General features: G+C 34.5%; 17 protein-coding genes and 1 riboswitch. Of the genes, 14 read left to right on the forward strand and 3 right to left on the reverse strand.

Annotated elements, in window-relative coordinates; all coding sequences use genetic code 11:
• Positions 1 to 16: 16 nt before the first annotated feature.
• Entirely contained in the window at positions 17 to 586 is a 570-nt protein-coding gene (hpt, locus tag H3T43_RS05770; protein WP_034977086.1) for a hypoxanthine phosphoribosyltransferase, read from the reverse strand.
• 241 nt (positions 587 to 827) lie between these two features.
• On the opposite strand from hpt, the gene H3T43_RS05775 reads away from it, so the two are divergent.
• Positions 828 to 1,910, forward strand: coding sequence for a M42 family metallopeptidase (locus H3T43_RS05775; protein WP_198213218.1), 1,083 nt, complete (start codon positions 828 to 830; stop codon positions 1,908 to 1,910).
• Positions 1,911 to 1,977: 67 nt separating this feature from the next.
• Positions 1,978 to 2,067, forward strand: a riboswitch (TPP riboswitch).
• Between the two features lie 42 nt (positions 2,068 to 2,109).
• Positions 2,110 to 2,688, forward strand: coding sequence for an ECF transporter S component (locus tag H3T43_RS05780; protein ID WP_198213219.1), 579 nt, complete (start codon positions 2,110 to 2,112; stop codon positions 2,686 to 2,688).
• 43 nt (positions 2,689 to 2,731) lie between these two features.
• Here H3T43_RS05780 and udk read toward each other — a convergent pair whose 3' ends face one another.
• Positions 2,732 to 3,373, reverse strand: coding sequence for a uridine kinase (udk, locus tag H3T43_RS05785; RefSeq protein WP_198213220.1), 642 nt, complete (start codon positions 3,371 to 3,373; stop codon positions 2,732 to 2,734).
• A gap of 283 nt (positions 3,374 to 3,656) precedes the next feature.
• Here udk and H3T43_RS05790 point away from each other — a divergent pair, with 283 nt between their 5' ends.
• The 12 genes from H3T43_RS05790 to H3T43_RS05845 all read left to right on the forward strand — a co-directional run bounded on the left by H3T43_RS05790 (position 3,657) and on the right by H3T43_RS05845 (position 12,496).
• A complete protein-coding gene (locus tag H3T43_RS05790) occupies positions 3,657 to 4,373 on the forward strand; it encodes a GntR family transcriptional regulator (RefSeq protein WP_198213221.1) in 717 nt (238 codons plus the stop codon).
• A 2-nt stretch (positions 4,374 to 4,375) separates the two neighbouring features.
• A complete protein-coding gene (locus H3T43_RS05795; protein ID WP_223896792.1) occupies positions 4,376 to 5,065 on the forward strand; it encodes a GntR family transcriptional regulator in 690 nt (229 codons plus the stop codon).
• 14 nt (positions 5,066 to 5,079) lie between these two features.
• On the forward strand, positions 5,080 to 5,550 hold the full coding sequence (locus H3T43_RS05800) for a PTS sugar transporter subunit IIB (RefSeq protein WP_109585971.1): 471 nt from the start codon (positions 5,080 to 5,082) through the stop codon (positions 5,548 to 5,550).
• 13 nt (positions 5,551 to 5,563) lie between these two features.
• The gene (locus tag H3T43_RS05805; RefSeq protein WP_034977107.1) at positions 5,564 to 6,394 is read left to right on the forward strand and encodes a PTS sugar transporter subunit IIC; all 831 of its coding nucleotides are present in this window, start codon (positions 5,564 to 5,566) and stop codon (positions 6,392 to 6,394) included.
• Positions 6,375 to 7,199: a PTS system mannose/fructose/sorbose family transporter subunit IID gene (locus H3T43_RS05810; protein ID WP_034977109.1), complete on the forward strand. Its 825-nt coding sequence runs from the start codon at positions 6,375 to 6,377 to the stop codon at positions 7,197 to 7,199. The genes H3T43_RS05805 and H3T43_RS05810 overlap by 20 nt, the downstream gene beginning before the upstream one ends.
• A gap of 15 nt (positions 7,200 to 7,214) precedes the next feature.
• Positions 7,215 to 8,282: an SIS domain-containing protein gene (locus H3T43_RS05815; RefSeq protein ID WP_198213223.1), complete on the forward strand. Its 1,068-nt coding sequence runs from the start codon at positions 7,215 to 7,217 to the stop codon at positions 8,280 to 8,282.
• 27 nt (positions 8,283 to 8,309) lie between these two features.
• The gene (locus tag H3T43_RS05820; protein WP_198213225.1) at positions 8,310 to 9,305 is read left to right on the forward strand and encodes an SIS domain-containing protein; all 996 of its coding nucleotides are present in this window, start codon (positions 8,310 to 8,312) and stop codon (positions 9,303 to 9,305) included.
• Between the two features lie 15 nt (positions 9,306 to 9,320).
• On the forward strand, positions 9,321 to 9,734 hold the full coding sequence (locus H3T43_RS05825; protein ID WP_198213227.1) for a PTS sugar transporter subunit IIA: 414 nt from the start codon (positions 9,321 to 9,323) through the stop codon (positions 9,732 to 9,734).
• A gap of 424 nt (positions 9,735 to 10,158) precedes the next feature.
• Entirely contained in the window at positions 10,159 to 10,386 is a 228-nt protein-coding gene (locus tag H3T43_RS05830) for a hypothetical protein (protein ID WP_198213229.1), read from the forward strand.
• 255 nt (positions 10,387 to 10,641) lie between these two features.
• Complete coding sequence (locus H3T43_RS05835; protein ID WP_034977128.1) at positions 10,642 to 10,977, forward strand: PTS sugar transporter subunit IIB; 336 nt, start codon at positions 10,642 to 10,644, stop codon at positions 10,975 to 10,977.
• A 10-nt stretch (positions 10,978 to 10,987) separates the two neighbouring features.
• Positions 10,988 to 11,362 (forward strand): PTS lactose/cellobiose transporter subunit IIA, encoded by a 375-nt coding sequence (locus H3T43_RS05840; protein ID WP_034977130.1) that lies wholly within the window; start codon positions 10,988 to 10,990, stop codon positions 11,360 to 11,362.
• 192 nt (positions 11,363 to 11,554) lie between these two features.
• Positions 11,555 to 12,496, forward strand: a complete 942-nt coding sequence (locus H3T43_RS05845; protein ID WP_198213231.1) for an aldo/keto reductase — start codon at positions 11,555 to 11,557, stop codon at positions 12,494 to 12,496.
• A gap of 215 nt (positions 12,497 to 12,711) precedes the next feature.
• Here H3T43_RS05845 and H3T43_RS05850 read toward each other — a convergent pair whose 3' ends face one another.
• A complete protein-coding gene (locus tag H3T43_RS05850; protein ID WP_198213233.1) occupies positions 12,712 to 14,157 on the reverse strand; it encodes a 6-phospho-beta-glucosidase in 1,446 nt (481 codons plus the stop codon).
• Positions 14,158 to 14,266: the final 109 nt, after the last annotated feature.

The raw sequence follows: 14,266 nt of genomic DNA on the forward strand, positions 1-14,266 counted from the left end.
GTTAGACAACTCCTTTTTATTTATTATTAACTAATTTAATAATTTCAGGTTTTAATACACCAATATATTTTAAATTACGGTAAAAATTCATAAAATCAAGTCCGTAGCCAACTACAAACTCATTTCCTACTTTTGAACCATAGTACTCAATATCAACGTCTACTTTGCGATTTGCCTCTTTGTTAAGTAAAACGCAGCATTTAACGCTTTTAGCACCACGTTTTTTAAGCAATTCTTTCATAAAATCCAGAGTCAACCCAGTATCAACGATATCTTCAACAATTAACACATCACGATCTTTAACATCTGTTGCTAAATCAGAAACAAGCTTAACTTTGCCGGAAGACTCCATTTCGTTACCATAACTGGAAACGTCCAAGAAATCAATTTCTGCTTTAACATCCATTTCTCTTACTAAATCGGTTAAAAAGAAGATGGCACCTTTAAGTGCTCCAACAATTAAAGGCTTTTTACCAGCATAATCTGTAGTAAGCTGCTTTCCTAGCTTGACACACATCTGATGAATGTCATCTTCACTAAACAATTTATGATCAATAATATTATTAATATTGTCGTTTTTTGGCATTTATCTACCCTTCATTTAAAACAATTAAAATTTCTAATATTTTCGATTATATCATTTTTTGGCTAGAAAAACAGATTATTTTGAAGCAATTTAAGTATTTATGGACTAAATTACGTACAAAAAGCATATATACTAGTAAAAGCAGTAGGATTATTTATCATCTTATTTATTTTTTTAAGGCCTGTAACTCATGTTTTTGGTAGAATTAATAGATAAGATATTTTAAGTGGAAGGTAAAAAAATGGATAAACAACAAGAAATTAAAATGCTCAAAGCTTTTTCCGATGCTAATTCTACTTCAGGTTTTGAAGAAGAATTTGTTAAATTGTTTACTGAAACAGTGCATGATTTTGCTAATGTCAAAGTTGATGGCATGCTCAACGTATATGCAGCTAAGAAAGAAAATAAAAAAGATCAACCGGTAATTCAATTAGATGCTCATTCCGACTCTGTTGGTTTTATTACGCAGGCTGTTCGGCCTAATGGAATGATTAAATTTGTACCATTGGGTGGCTGGGTCAAATACAATATCCCTGCTTTACGCGTCAAAATAAAGAATCGTGCAGGTGAGTATGTGCCCGGAGTAGTTGCAACTAAACCCCCGCACTTTATGACTGCAGCTGAAAAAAATAATGTACCCGATGTAGCAGATATGTCTATTGATGTTGGCTCCAGTTCTCGAGCTGAAACTATAAATGATTATCAAATTGATACTGGTTGTCCAATTTTTGTTGATGTTAAATGTGAATACAATGAAAAAAGTGGTCTATTCTTCGGTAAGGACTTTGATGACCGTTTTGGCGCAGCTGCTATGGCAGATGTCCTGGACAATTTAAAGGACGAACAATGCGATTTTAACGTTGTTGCTGCACTTTCGAGTCAGGAAGAAGTGGGTTTGCGAGGTGCATATGTCACAGCTAGAGCGGTAAAGCCGGATTTAGCTATAGTCTTGGAATCTTGTCCTGCTGACGATACTTTTACTCCAGAATGGTTATCACAAACAGGGTTAAAACGAGGACCAATGTTGCGTGACATGGATACGTCCTTTTTACCTAATCCTAAATTTCAGCAATATGCCTGTGATTTAGCGGATAAAAATAATATTCCGTATACTCGGTCGGTTCGTACTGGTGGTGGACAAGATGGAGCTGCAATTTATTATGAAAACGGAGCACCAACTATTGTAATTGGCATTCCAGTGCGCTATGAACATTCGCCATATTGTTTTAGTGCTTATTCCGATTTTAAAGCTTCTGTAGATCTGACGCTGGCTATTATTCGTGATCTTACAAAAGAGAAATTAGCAAGTTTTAGTCAGTTTTAAAAACACTTGTTCTTTTGAATAGAGCAGAAAAACTAGTTAAAATGTGATATACTAATAAAAAATGAATATCAGTCACTAGGGGTGCCAAATAGCTGAGAAATACCCTCTGAACCTGAACGGGATAATACCTGCGTTAGGGAAGTGTTAAATTTAGTTACTAAAGATACTCCTAATGACATATAAAGTTAGGAGTATTTTTATGTTTACAAGGTCTTCGAAATGGAATGTGAAGTCAATTATTTTAATTGCATTAATTGGTATCATTATGGGTGTTATTTATACCTATGGTTTTAACTGGGCTTTTAATTTAGTTAAGATGCTCTTGGTACCGACAGGTTTTGCGCCAGTAACAGACACTGTGTTTTCTGGTTTATGGCTTATGGCGGGACCACTGGCAATGTATTTTGTTCCTACGCCTGGCTCTGGAACAATAGGTGAACTGCTGGCATCAATTGTTGAAATGGCGATTGGTGGGCAGTGGGGAGCTACTACTATTCTTTCAGGTGTCATTCAAGGTGCAACTAATGAAATTGGTTTTTTTCCTAAAAAAGAGTGTTACCAAAAGTTTACCTGGAAAAGCGTATTAACCGGTGCATTCTTTGCATCATTTGGCTGTTTCATTCCATCATATATTTTATATGGTTGGAGTAAATTCAGTATGCAGGTTCAAATTGTGATGTTTATTACTAATATCATTTCTGCGCTAGTTTTCGATGGCGTTTTAGTTAAACTGATCACAAATTTATTCGATAATGCGTTAAAGCCAAAAGTTGATTAAATACGCAAAAAGGAGTAATGCCAGTAATGCATTTACTCCTTTTTTATTGCTCTTTTCTACTTAAAATAGAATGAACCTTAGTAGTCAACATATCAATTGCCACATCATTTTTGCCACCTTCAGGAACAATAATGTCAGCATAACGCTTAGTAGGTTCTATAAATTGATGATACATTGGCTTAACCGTGCTCAGATACTGATCAATTACGGAGTCAATTGAGCGCCCACGTTCACTTAAATCTCGCTCTAAACGTCTAATAAAGCGAATATCATCGTCCGTATCAACATATACTTTAATATCCATTAAATCACGAATTTCTTTATTAGCTAAAACTAAAATTCCCTCGAGAATAATGATATCAGCAGGTTCTTTATGAATGGTTTTTTTGCTGCGAGTATGCTCCTTGAAATCATAAACAGGCATCTCAATAGCTTTGTATGCTAACAAGTCGCGTAGCTGCTTTTCTAGTAAGGGTACATCAAAGGCATCGGGATGATCATAATTGATCTTCATTCGTATATCCATAGGGATGCCAGTATTATCTTTATAATAAGAATCCTGTGTCATAATCAGGAGATGCTCATCTTCCTGCATTTGAGCAACTATTTTTTGTGCAATGGTAGTTTTTCCACTGCCTGAACCACCAGTAATACCAATTACGACAGGCTTTTCAAGTCTCGACATTGTGCCACTCCCTTTTAATCCTTAAATATTTTACTTTACTTTGCCTTTAATTACCAACAGTTAGGGTATATTTCACTTTAAAAATGCTCTGAGAAAATTGGAAACTAAAATAAAAAAATATTGACAAGAACTGTGGAAGCGATTACTATAAATCTGGTATCAAAAATTTAAAAGATATACTTTAAAAATAGAAAATGTACGTAGTAAACGTCTTAAACAAAAGACAATTTGCAAAAAGAGAAGCAATTAAATAAAATAATGATACCAGAATGAAGAAGATATCATGGAATTCAAAGAGAGAACTGCTGCGGTTCAAGTTCAAGAGTATTTAGAATTTTTAATCCACTTTAAAAAAGTGAAAGATTTACCCTCACAACGCGAAATTTCTGAGAAATTGCAAGTTAGTCGTAATGCAGTGAAACATGCATTGGATGGGCTCAAAAATGAGGGACAAATACTGGTAAAAGAGCGAACAGGAATAATTTCTAACAATAAAATTGACATTAATATGCTGGGAATGGAATCAATGACTACTGAATTTAAAAATAAGACAGTTAGCATCAAACATCTGGCAACAACTATCGAAACAATGCCCAAGAGATTAGATGATTTTTTTAATTCAAACGGGCCAGTTATTAAAATTGAGCGAGTTCGGTTTGTTAAAGATATTGCCCTAACATATGAGATAACGTATTTTAGTCAAAAGAATTTTAGCAGAATGGAAAAGATTGATTTTACTAATAAATCGCTTTATGAGGTTCTGGAGAAGGAGTATCATGTGAAGCCAACTTATGGTAAAGAAAGTATCTCGTGTTTTTTGGCCGATAAAAAAATAAGCAGTCTGTTGAAAGTCAAAAAAGGTACTCCTCTTTATCAAGTAAACAGTTTCAATTATCAAGACGATGACTTACCAATTGAGAGTACAACTCAATATTTAGTAGGAAATAAATTTAAATATCATTTTAATGCTAATAATATTTATGATTATCAAGAGGAATAATTTTGCTTTTTAAAGAAGTATATGCCGATTTGGATAAAAGAATTGTTAATGGTGGTTATCCACCAGGTAGTACTTTACCCAATGAGGTTGAATTACAAAAAAGATATGATGTTAGTAGAACAACAATTAGAAAGGCTGTTAATAAATTAGTAGCTGAAAATAAGGTTGTCCGTAAAAAAGGAAGTGGTTTATTTGTTGCTCCAATAATTTCTAAACAAAATATTTTGGAAATGACTGGTATTATCAAGCCTTTATACTTGGAGTCCTCAGACAAAATTAAATTTAAAGAAACTTATTTAAGACTGGTTGGTTCATATTACGCTGCGGTTTTTAACGTAAGTTCAAACGAATTGCTATATGATATCTCCTTTGCTGCTGAAATTAAGAATGAAATCACATGTGAACATTTACTTCTGCTTCTTGATAACTTTCCGGGATTTGATCCTAATTGTTTAAAAGTAATGTCAATAATTGAAGCAGTCAATACTGGTATCCATAAGCCGAATGATGTCTATCAAGACTTTCAATTAATTAAAGCAACCGAAGAAATTAGTAAACAATTTCATATTCAGGAAAAAGACCCAGTGTTTAAAATTATGAACCTATTCTCAACTAGAGAAGGCAAAATTGTAGCCGTAGAGTACAGACTGCAAGATGCTTTAAAAACAAGGTACTCAATAGATTTTAGTTAATGGAGGAATGAAAAGTGATTAAACTAGTGCGAGTTGACCACCGGTTGGTCCATGGACAAGTAGCTGTTTCTTGGTTTAATAGTTTAGATGTTAACACGATATTTGTAGTAAACGATGATGTTGCCCATGATGATTTCCGTAAGTCGGCTATCAGGCTGGCCAAGCCAGAAAAGTCTAAGTTGGTAATGAAGTCTGTTGCAGACAGCATAAAAGCAATTAATTCGGGCATAACGGACAAATATAAAATGTTGATTGTAGTTGAATCAGTTGCTGACGCTGTTGAACTTATTAAGGGAACTGGTGATAAAATAACCGGCCTTAATCTTGGTGGCACTAAGCCCAGAGAAGGAACAGAAAACTACTCTAAAACAATTAATTTAACTGCAGAAGAAGCCAGTGAATTAGATCAACTGCAACAAAAGGGAGTGGATGTCTGGATTCAACAGGTGCCAAATGATGAAAGACAAGAATTTCGTAAAAAATGATTGGAGGTAAATAATGAATGTATATTTAACCGCAATTATTTTGGCTTTAATTGCGATGATGGGTAATGGCGAATATTTTGTAGGTTCATCCATGCTGTCAAGGCCACTTGTAACCTGTACGTTAACTGGCTTGGTGTTGGGTAACCTGCATCAGGGAATTATTATGGGGGCAACTTTAGAGTTAGCCTTTGTTGGTTCATTTTCTATTGGTGCAGCAATTCCCCCAGAAATAATTTCCGGTAGTGTTTTGGGAACTGCTTTTGCAATTGAAGCTGGTAAAAGCACTGCTGTTGCTTTAACACTAGGTATTCCTATCGCATCTCTTGTTTTGGTAATCAAAAATCTGTGCTTTATTTTCATATTACCGTTCTTCGTTCACCGTGCTGATAAATATGCTGAAAAAGCCGATGGTAGTGGTGTAAGTCGGATGAACGTTCTGGGAGGCTTTTTCTCGGTTAACTTGCCAATAGGGTTAGTAGTTGGCATTTCTTATGTGTTAGGTAGCCCAGTAATTAAGGCGATTTTAGCCGTTATTCCTCAGTTCATTATTAATGGCTTGGGAATTGCCACAGGTCTTCTACCAGCATATGGTTTTGCTCTGCTGCTTAAGATGATGGTCAACAAAAATAATGTCACTTTCTTTATTATTGGTTTTGCTTTGGCAGTCTATCTCAAAGTATCAGTAACTGGCGTAGCCATTTTCGGCGCATGTTTGGCTCTTATTCTAACTGGCTATTCCGCATTTAAAGGTCAACCGTTGGTAAATACTGCTGCTAATTCTAATAATACAAATGAAAAAGATTCAGATGATGGAGGCATAGATTATGAAGATGAAGAATTCTAAGTTACTCACCAAAAAGGACTTAATGAAAACTTTCTGGCGGTCGTTCACAATGGAATGGGCTTGGAATTATGAGCGCCAAATGAATCTTGGCTATGCTTACTCAATGGTTCCTGCTTTACGAAAGATCTATGGCAAAAACAAGGAAAAATTAAAAGAAGCCTATAAACGTCACCTGGAATTTTATAATGTTACTCCATGGCTCAGTACTTTTCCTTTAGGTATCTCAATTGCGATGGAAGAGCAAAACGAACTTGATCCTGATTTTGATGCAGCTTCAATCAATAACATTAAAGTTGCTCTAATGGGTCCTTTGAGTGGTATCGGTGATTCATTCTTTTGGGGTACGTTAAGGGTTATTGCCACGGGAATAGGTACTTCTCTTGCAATGCAAGGAAATATTTTAGGACCAATTTTGTTCTTATTGATCTTTAATATTCCGGCCATTATCACTAGATATTATGGTTTGTTTATTGGCTACAATATCGGTTCATCATTTATTGATAAAGTGCAAAAGACTGGATTAATGGATAAGTTAACCTATGGTGCTTCTGTTTTAGGACTTGCTGTTGTCGGGGCTATGGTTGCGACCATGGTAACTTTGAAAATGCCTTTGAAAATTGGTAGTGGTGCTGAAGCGACTACCGTTCAAAAAATTTGTGATGGCATTGTTCCTGGTATTTTACCTCTATTGTTCACATTCTTTATTTTCTGGCTTGATAAAAAGGGCTGGAAATCACAATATATTTTGTTGCTGATAGCAGCAATCGGAATATTTGGTGCCTGGTCAGGACTGCTGGGTCAGTAACTAAAGGAGATTCTTGTGAAAAGTATAGAAGATTATGTCCACTTAGAACCAAAATACTATGAAGCGGTTTTGCAGAACTATTCTGATTTGTTCAGCAATAAACTGACTCAATTAAATAAAAATTTTGATAATATTGTCATTTATGCAACAGGTTCTAGTTCAAATGCCGCATATGGTGCATTGCCATTCATGAGCAATATTTTAAAAATGCCAGTAAAAATTGAAGAGCCTTCTATAGCTGAAAATTACTTGCTTCATGTTAGTCAAAATTCTTTATGTATTGCGATATCTCAAGGCGGTCACAGCTATTCTGTAGTAAAAATTATTCAGCGATTACAAGATGCCGGTAATACAGTTTTTGCTTTAACAAGTGAACTTGATAGTCCAGTTGGAAAAGTTTGTCATCACGTTTTAGATATGGGTATGCCTATTGAAGAAATGCCATATGTCAGTGCTGGGTATAGCGTAGAAATTTTAGATTTAATGTTATTAGCTATGTTAATTGCACAAAAAACAGGCAAAATTTCGTTTGTAGAATTTACAAAACTTTTGTCTGAAATAAAAAATATAGTCCTTAAGATGCCTGAAGCAATTAATAGTGCAAGCAACTGGGTTGAAAATAATATTAGTAAATTTACCACAGCAAAAAGATTAGTTTTTATTGGCTACGGTGCAACTTATGGTGTTAGCCGTGAAGGTGAAACTAAAACAACTGAAACGGTCAGAATTAATTCGTGGGGAAAAGAACTGGAAGAATACATGCACGGTCCTTATCTGGGATTGAACGTGGATGACTTTATCATTTGTTTAGACCCGATGGGAAAGCTTCACGATAGAATGGATCTTTTAAAGCGGTTCTTAAATAAGCATGTTAAAAATGTATATACAATTTATCCTGGTAAAGATCAAAGTGAAGCAGCTAACGACCTCAGTCTAGGTATCACAACAAACGAGCTTTTAACTTCTTTATTTATGACTGTACCGATTCACTTGCTGGCCTATAAGTTATCACAAGTGAAGAAGATAGATTTGCAACATTCTGCATACCCAGATTTTGATCAGATAACAGCTTCAAAAATATAGAATAATTTTAAAAAAAGAGGAAGAAAAATGCGTAAGTTTAATAAACAAAAATTAATTGATAGTATGACTGGTGCTCTTAAACTGCGGAGCCAAATTAACGATGTGCTTGATCCACTATTTAAAAAAGGCATAACCAATATTTGCTGGTTAGGAATCGGTGGTACCTATGCTTCGGGGATGCAGGCAAATATCCACATGAAGGAAAAAAGTGCTTTAGAAACTTTTTATCAAAATGCTGCTGAATATAATGTAACTGGAAATAAACGTATTACCGATAAGACGTTAGTGGTGATTTCCTCAGTTACTGGAAATACTAAAGAAATGGTTGATGCAGTTAAAAAATTAAACCAAGTTGGTGCAATCATTTTAGGTTTTATGGACGATCCGAAAGCTAAATTAGCTTCAATGCTAACATATTGTATTTCTTATCCTGAAAATGAACAGTTAAAATTCTTTATGGTTGGAGACCGTTTAATGTATTTGAATGGCGAATTTCCAGATTATGACGAATTTTATCAAGAAATGGATCAACATTTTGCAAAAGACATTGCTGACATTGAAGAAAATGCAGATAAATTTGCTCAAGAGTTTGCTGAAAAGCACCATGACGATGAAATTCATTATTTTGTCGGTGCCGGCAATCAATGGGGTGCAACTTACTCATATGCAATGTGCTATTGGGAAGAACAACACTGGATTAGGACTCGCGCAGTGGAAGCTGCAGAATTTTTCCATGGAATGTTTGAAATTGTTGATCGTGATACTCCAGTTACCGTCTATGTCGGTGAAGACAGTCAACGACCATTAAGTGAACGTGTTGCCAAATTTTTACCTGAAATCTGCGGTAATTATACAATTATAGACTCTAAAGATTATGATCTGCCAGGTTTTTCTGAAAAATATCGTGGCACCTTGTCGCCGTTTGTCTTCCATGCCATTAATAACAGAATTGATGTTCATATTGAGCATATTAACCGTCACCCGATGGATATACGCCGTTATTACCGCTGCTTAGATTATTAGTTTTAGTGTGATTATATGGTTGGAGTAATTATTTGTACACATGGTAATTCAGCACCTGAATTATTAAAGTCAGCAGAAATGATTTGCGGAAAACAAGAAAACTGTCAAACCGTGAGTTTCACAGAAGGTGAATCTTTAGAACAATTAAAAGCAGAAATAAGTGGGAAAATTAGCGATCTTAAAGGAACAGTTTTTTGTTTAACGGATCTAAAGGGAGGAACTCCTTTTAATACGCTGGTCAGCTTGCTTAAGAGTAATCCTGAAATAGAAATTATTACAGGTGTTAATATTCCAATGCTGTTGGAACTATTCATCAATCGCAGTCAGTTAGAAACGGACAAGTTGCTTTCTGCTACTTTAGAGGCAGGTAAAACTGGAGTTTATCACTACCAAGCTATTGATTCTAGGACAGCAGATGAAGAATTCTAAATAAAAGAGTATAGCAGAGATGCTATACTTTTTTTATTAAAAGACTTATAATAGGAAAAACTAAAATGAAAGGGCTTTTTTAATATCGAAGAAGGCGGTTGTAATGAGAAGCTTTTTCAATGGTATAGTATTTCAGAAAATAATAGGCATAGTTTTAATTGTATTGGCTGTCTTTGAAATAATTAGCAGTTACAAATATGCTAAGAAAATTTTGCAGAATGGTACAAATAATGGGTTCTCGCTTTTTGCAATTATTTTTGCTTTCATTTTTGGGATAATACTATTAGTTGGCGGATTTATTTGTGTGTTTTATCATTTTTAAATTTAAAGTTAAAAAAATATGATAAATTTTCCGCACCTTAATTTCAAAAGGTGGTAAAATTGATTTATAATATAGTAAGTTAATTTAAAAGAGGGTGTTAAAATGACAAACTTTTTAACAAGTGCAGCTTTTTTAATGATCGTTGCTGTGATTATGATGGCCTTAGGGTCTTATCAAATAGTTAATAGTGTCGTTTATATCCGTGGAATTTTGCATAAAGGTACCAATAATGGATTTATGCCACTTGCAATGTGGACATCTTTAATTATTGGTTTGGCTTTGCTAATTATTGGTATTGCTGGAATTGTTATGACTTTTAGACGATTTTAATTGATTTTTTAAAAGACCATAGGCAAATTATTATGTAAATTTTTAAAAGATACATTTAGACTATATTATATTAATATTCGTGGTAAGCAAAGTAGTGCATAACCACGAATATTTATTTTTAATTAGAAAAAATTAGATGTAATTATAAATTTCGAATAATGTAAAAATTAATGGATATATTAGTAAGCGCTATTTTAAACGTGCTATAATAGAAGATATTAATATTAGGATACATTTTAGGAGGAAAGTATTATTATGGCAGAACAAACTATTATGCTTAACTGCAGTGCTGGAATGAGTACATCTTTGTTAGTTACTAAGATGCAGCAAGCTGCGAAGGATCAGGGTATTGACGCACATATTTTTGCGTGTCCAGCTTCAGAAGCTTCACAACACATTGAACAAGATCATCCCGACTGTGTGTTGCTTGGACCTCAAATTCGTTATATGGAAGATGACTTTAAGAATAAAGTCCAAGGTCAAGGAAAAGAAGGTAAGGACATTCCTCTTGGAGTTATTGATATGCGTGCTTATGGCATGATGGATGGTAAAAAGGTTTTACAACAAGCAGAAGACTTAATTAACGGATAAGGGGATTACGATGTCTGAAAAGGAAACACCTGAACAAAAAGAACAAGAAACTTTAGAAGCAGCCATGGGACTTATTGCCAATGGTGGTAACGCTAAAAGCCTTGCATTTGAAGCTATTCGTCTCGCGAAAAAGGGTGACATTGCAGGTGCACGTGCTAAATTGAAAGAATCGGATCAATCTTTGAACGAAGCACATAATTCTCAAACAGGGATGTTAACAAAAGAAGCTCAAGGAGATCATACAAAGGTTACCCTTCTGGTAGTCCATTCACAAGATCATTTGATGAATGCAATAACCTTTAGGGATTTGGCTGGAGAAATGGTAGATCTCTATGAAAAACTTTTTAAAGCAGATGCGTTAAAGAAAGAAACTGAGAATAAGTAATTAAAAACTAATGACTGTGGTATCTCAATCAGTTTAATATTGGTGATTTTTTATAAATTCCATAGCTAAAAACATTGAATTGTCATAATTGATTTAGCTTTAATGAAATATGGTCTGCTTTTTTCTTATATGTATAAATTCCAAAGCTATTGCCTTGAGCCTCTCAAGTCATTTATTTAGGAGAGAATCAACATGAAACAAATAAAAATTGGTAAAAGTGACGTTTATACTACTCCGTTAGGTTTAGGAACTAACAAAGTTGGTGGACATAACTTATTTCAGAATTTAGATGAACAAGATGGCTATGATCTTTTAAGAGAAGCTTTAAAACAAGGAATTAATTTTTTTGATACAGCTTATGTATATGGTCTTGGAAGATCTGAAGAAATTATTGGTGATGTGCTGCAAGACTATGATCGTTCAAAAGTAATAATTGCTACTAAGGCTGCCCAAGATAAGTCTCATGATATGGCTATCAATAATAGTCCTGAATTTATTAAAAAAGCAGTCGATGAAGCCTTGTTAAGGTTGAAAACTGATTATATTGATATTTTTTATATTCATTTTCCAGACAAGGATACGCCAAAAGATGAAGTAATTGAAACTTTAGATGAAATACGAAAAGCAGGCAAAATAAGAGCAATCGGCGTTTCCAATTTTTCTTTAGATCAGATTAAAGAAGCAAATAAAAATGGCAAAGTTGATATTGTTGAAGACCAGTTCAGCCTAGTTCACCAAGCTCCAGTTAAAGAGGAATTAAAGTACTTACAGGAAAATAATATTTCCTTTGTACCTTTCTTCCCATTAGCATCAGGACTTTTAACAGGAAAATACTATCTAAAAGACTGGGAAAAGTTTAAAAATAGTGATGGTGGACAATTATTGGGAGATTTCAGTGAAAAGCAGTATGAAGATGCTATGAAAGGGATTGATGGAATACGAAAAATTGCTGCTGATCATCAAGCAACGGTTACACAAACCGTATTAGCTTGGTATATGGCAAATCCAGCAATTAGTGTTGTAATTCCTGGTGCTCGTAACGCTGATCAAGTTAAAAGCAATGCAGCTGCTTTGCATGTTAATTTGACGACAGATGAATATCAGCAAATAGATCAGTTATTTAGCAACTTCTAAAAAACAAAAAAAAGGCTTTAAGCTAATTAAAAAAGAGCTTAGAGCCTTTTTTGTGTTAAAGATTAGAAATAACTTTATCACTTGAATTTAGAAAAAGTGTATCGGCTTTTTAAGCATGTTTTTAATATTTGAATAAGAAAAACACGGCACTTATATAAGTGCCGTGTATTAAATTTACTTTTTTTAAAAAATGCTAATTTTTTAAAGTTACGAGATTAATCTAAATCAAGACCATTTGAACTAATAACTTTTTTATACCAATCAAATGAATCTTTGCGTGAGCGCTTCAAAGTGCCTTCACCAGCATCATTTTTGTCTACATAGATAAATCCATAACGCTTATCCATTTGGCCCGTTCCAGCAGATACCAAGTCAATTGGGCCCCATGGCAGGTAACCCATTAAGTCAACACCGTCAATTTCAACTGCTTTTTCCATTTCAGAAATGTGCCTTCTTAAGTAATCTACTCTGTAATCATCGTGAATAGATCCCTCTTTTTCAACTTTGTCGTAAGCACCCAGGCCATTTTCAACGATGAATAAAGGTTTATGATAGCGGTCAGTTAAGTGGTTTAAAGCAATTCTTAAGCCAGCTGGATCAATTTCCCAGCCCCAATCACTTTTTTCCAAAGTTGGATTAGCGGCTTTTGCTTTAGATAAGTCACTTAATTCATCAGCTTTTACATTTTGGGCTGATACAGTTGTTGTTTGATAGTAACTAAAGCCCACATAATCTACTGTACCTTCTTTCAGTACAATTCTGTCTTCGTCAGTAATATCAGGACGATAGCCGTTTCGTTCAATATATGTTTCAACTTCTTTCGGATATTCACCAAAAACATGAACGTCTGAAAACCAGTCGCGCCGCTGTTCAAACTTGTCCGCTAAAAGCATATCAGCAGATGAAGGGGTCAAGGGTCTTACTGGAGAATAGTTAATCATACAACCAATTTGAAAATCTGGGTTAATCTTATGTCCAACTTTAACAGCTAAGGCAGAGGCAACTAATTCATAGTGAGCTGCTTGATACATTGCAGCTTCTTTTTCTTTGTCAGTCAATTTCTTGAGAATAATTCCCGAATTTGTAGCCATTAAAAAATCATCATTGTATGCAGACTGGTTATCGATCTCATTAAATGTCATCCAGTATTTCACTTTACTTTGATACCGTTTGAAGCAAACTGTGGCAAAGCGAACAAAGAAATCAATTAATTTGCGGTTAGTAAAGCCGTGGTATTTCTTAACTAAATTAAATGGTATTTCAAAGTGAGATAAAGTAATTACTGGCTCAATGCCGTAGTGATGGCAAGTATCGAACAAGTCATCATAAAATTTTAAACCGGCTTCGTTTGGCTGTTCATCATCACCGTTGGGAAAAATTCTAGTCCAGGCTATGGAGGTTCTGAAGGCTTTAAAACCCATTTCCGCCATTAATTTTATATCTTCTTTATAGTGATGATAAAAGTCTATTGCACTATGGTTAGGATAATTTTTGCCTGCAATAATTCCATCAGTGATTTCGCGTGGCTTAGAAGCAGAACCTACTGTCATGACGTCAGCAACTGACATTCCTTTGCCATCTTCGTTCCAAGCACCTTCTAACTGATGAGCAGCAACGGCTCCTCCCCATAAAAATCCATCTGGCATTTTTGCTGAATACATTTTTATCTCCTTTTTAGTTAATTGTGATAGCGTTAACAGATATATTTTATAACAATTATTACCTATAGTTCAAGGCGTACAATTATTATCATTATTTGAGTAATTTAGA

It is taken from the genome of Lactobacillus sp. M0396 (genome assembly GCF_016101625.1).
Taxonomy (GTDB): domain Bacteria; phylum Bacillota; class Bacilli; order Lactobacillales; family Lactobacillaceae; genus Lactobacillus; species Lactobacillus huangpiensis.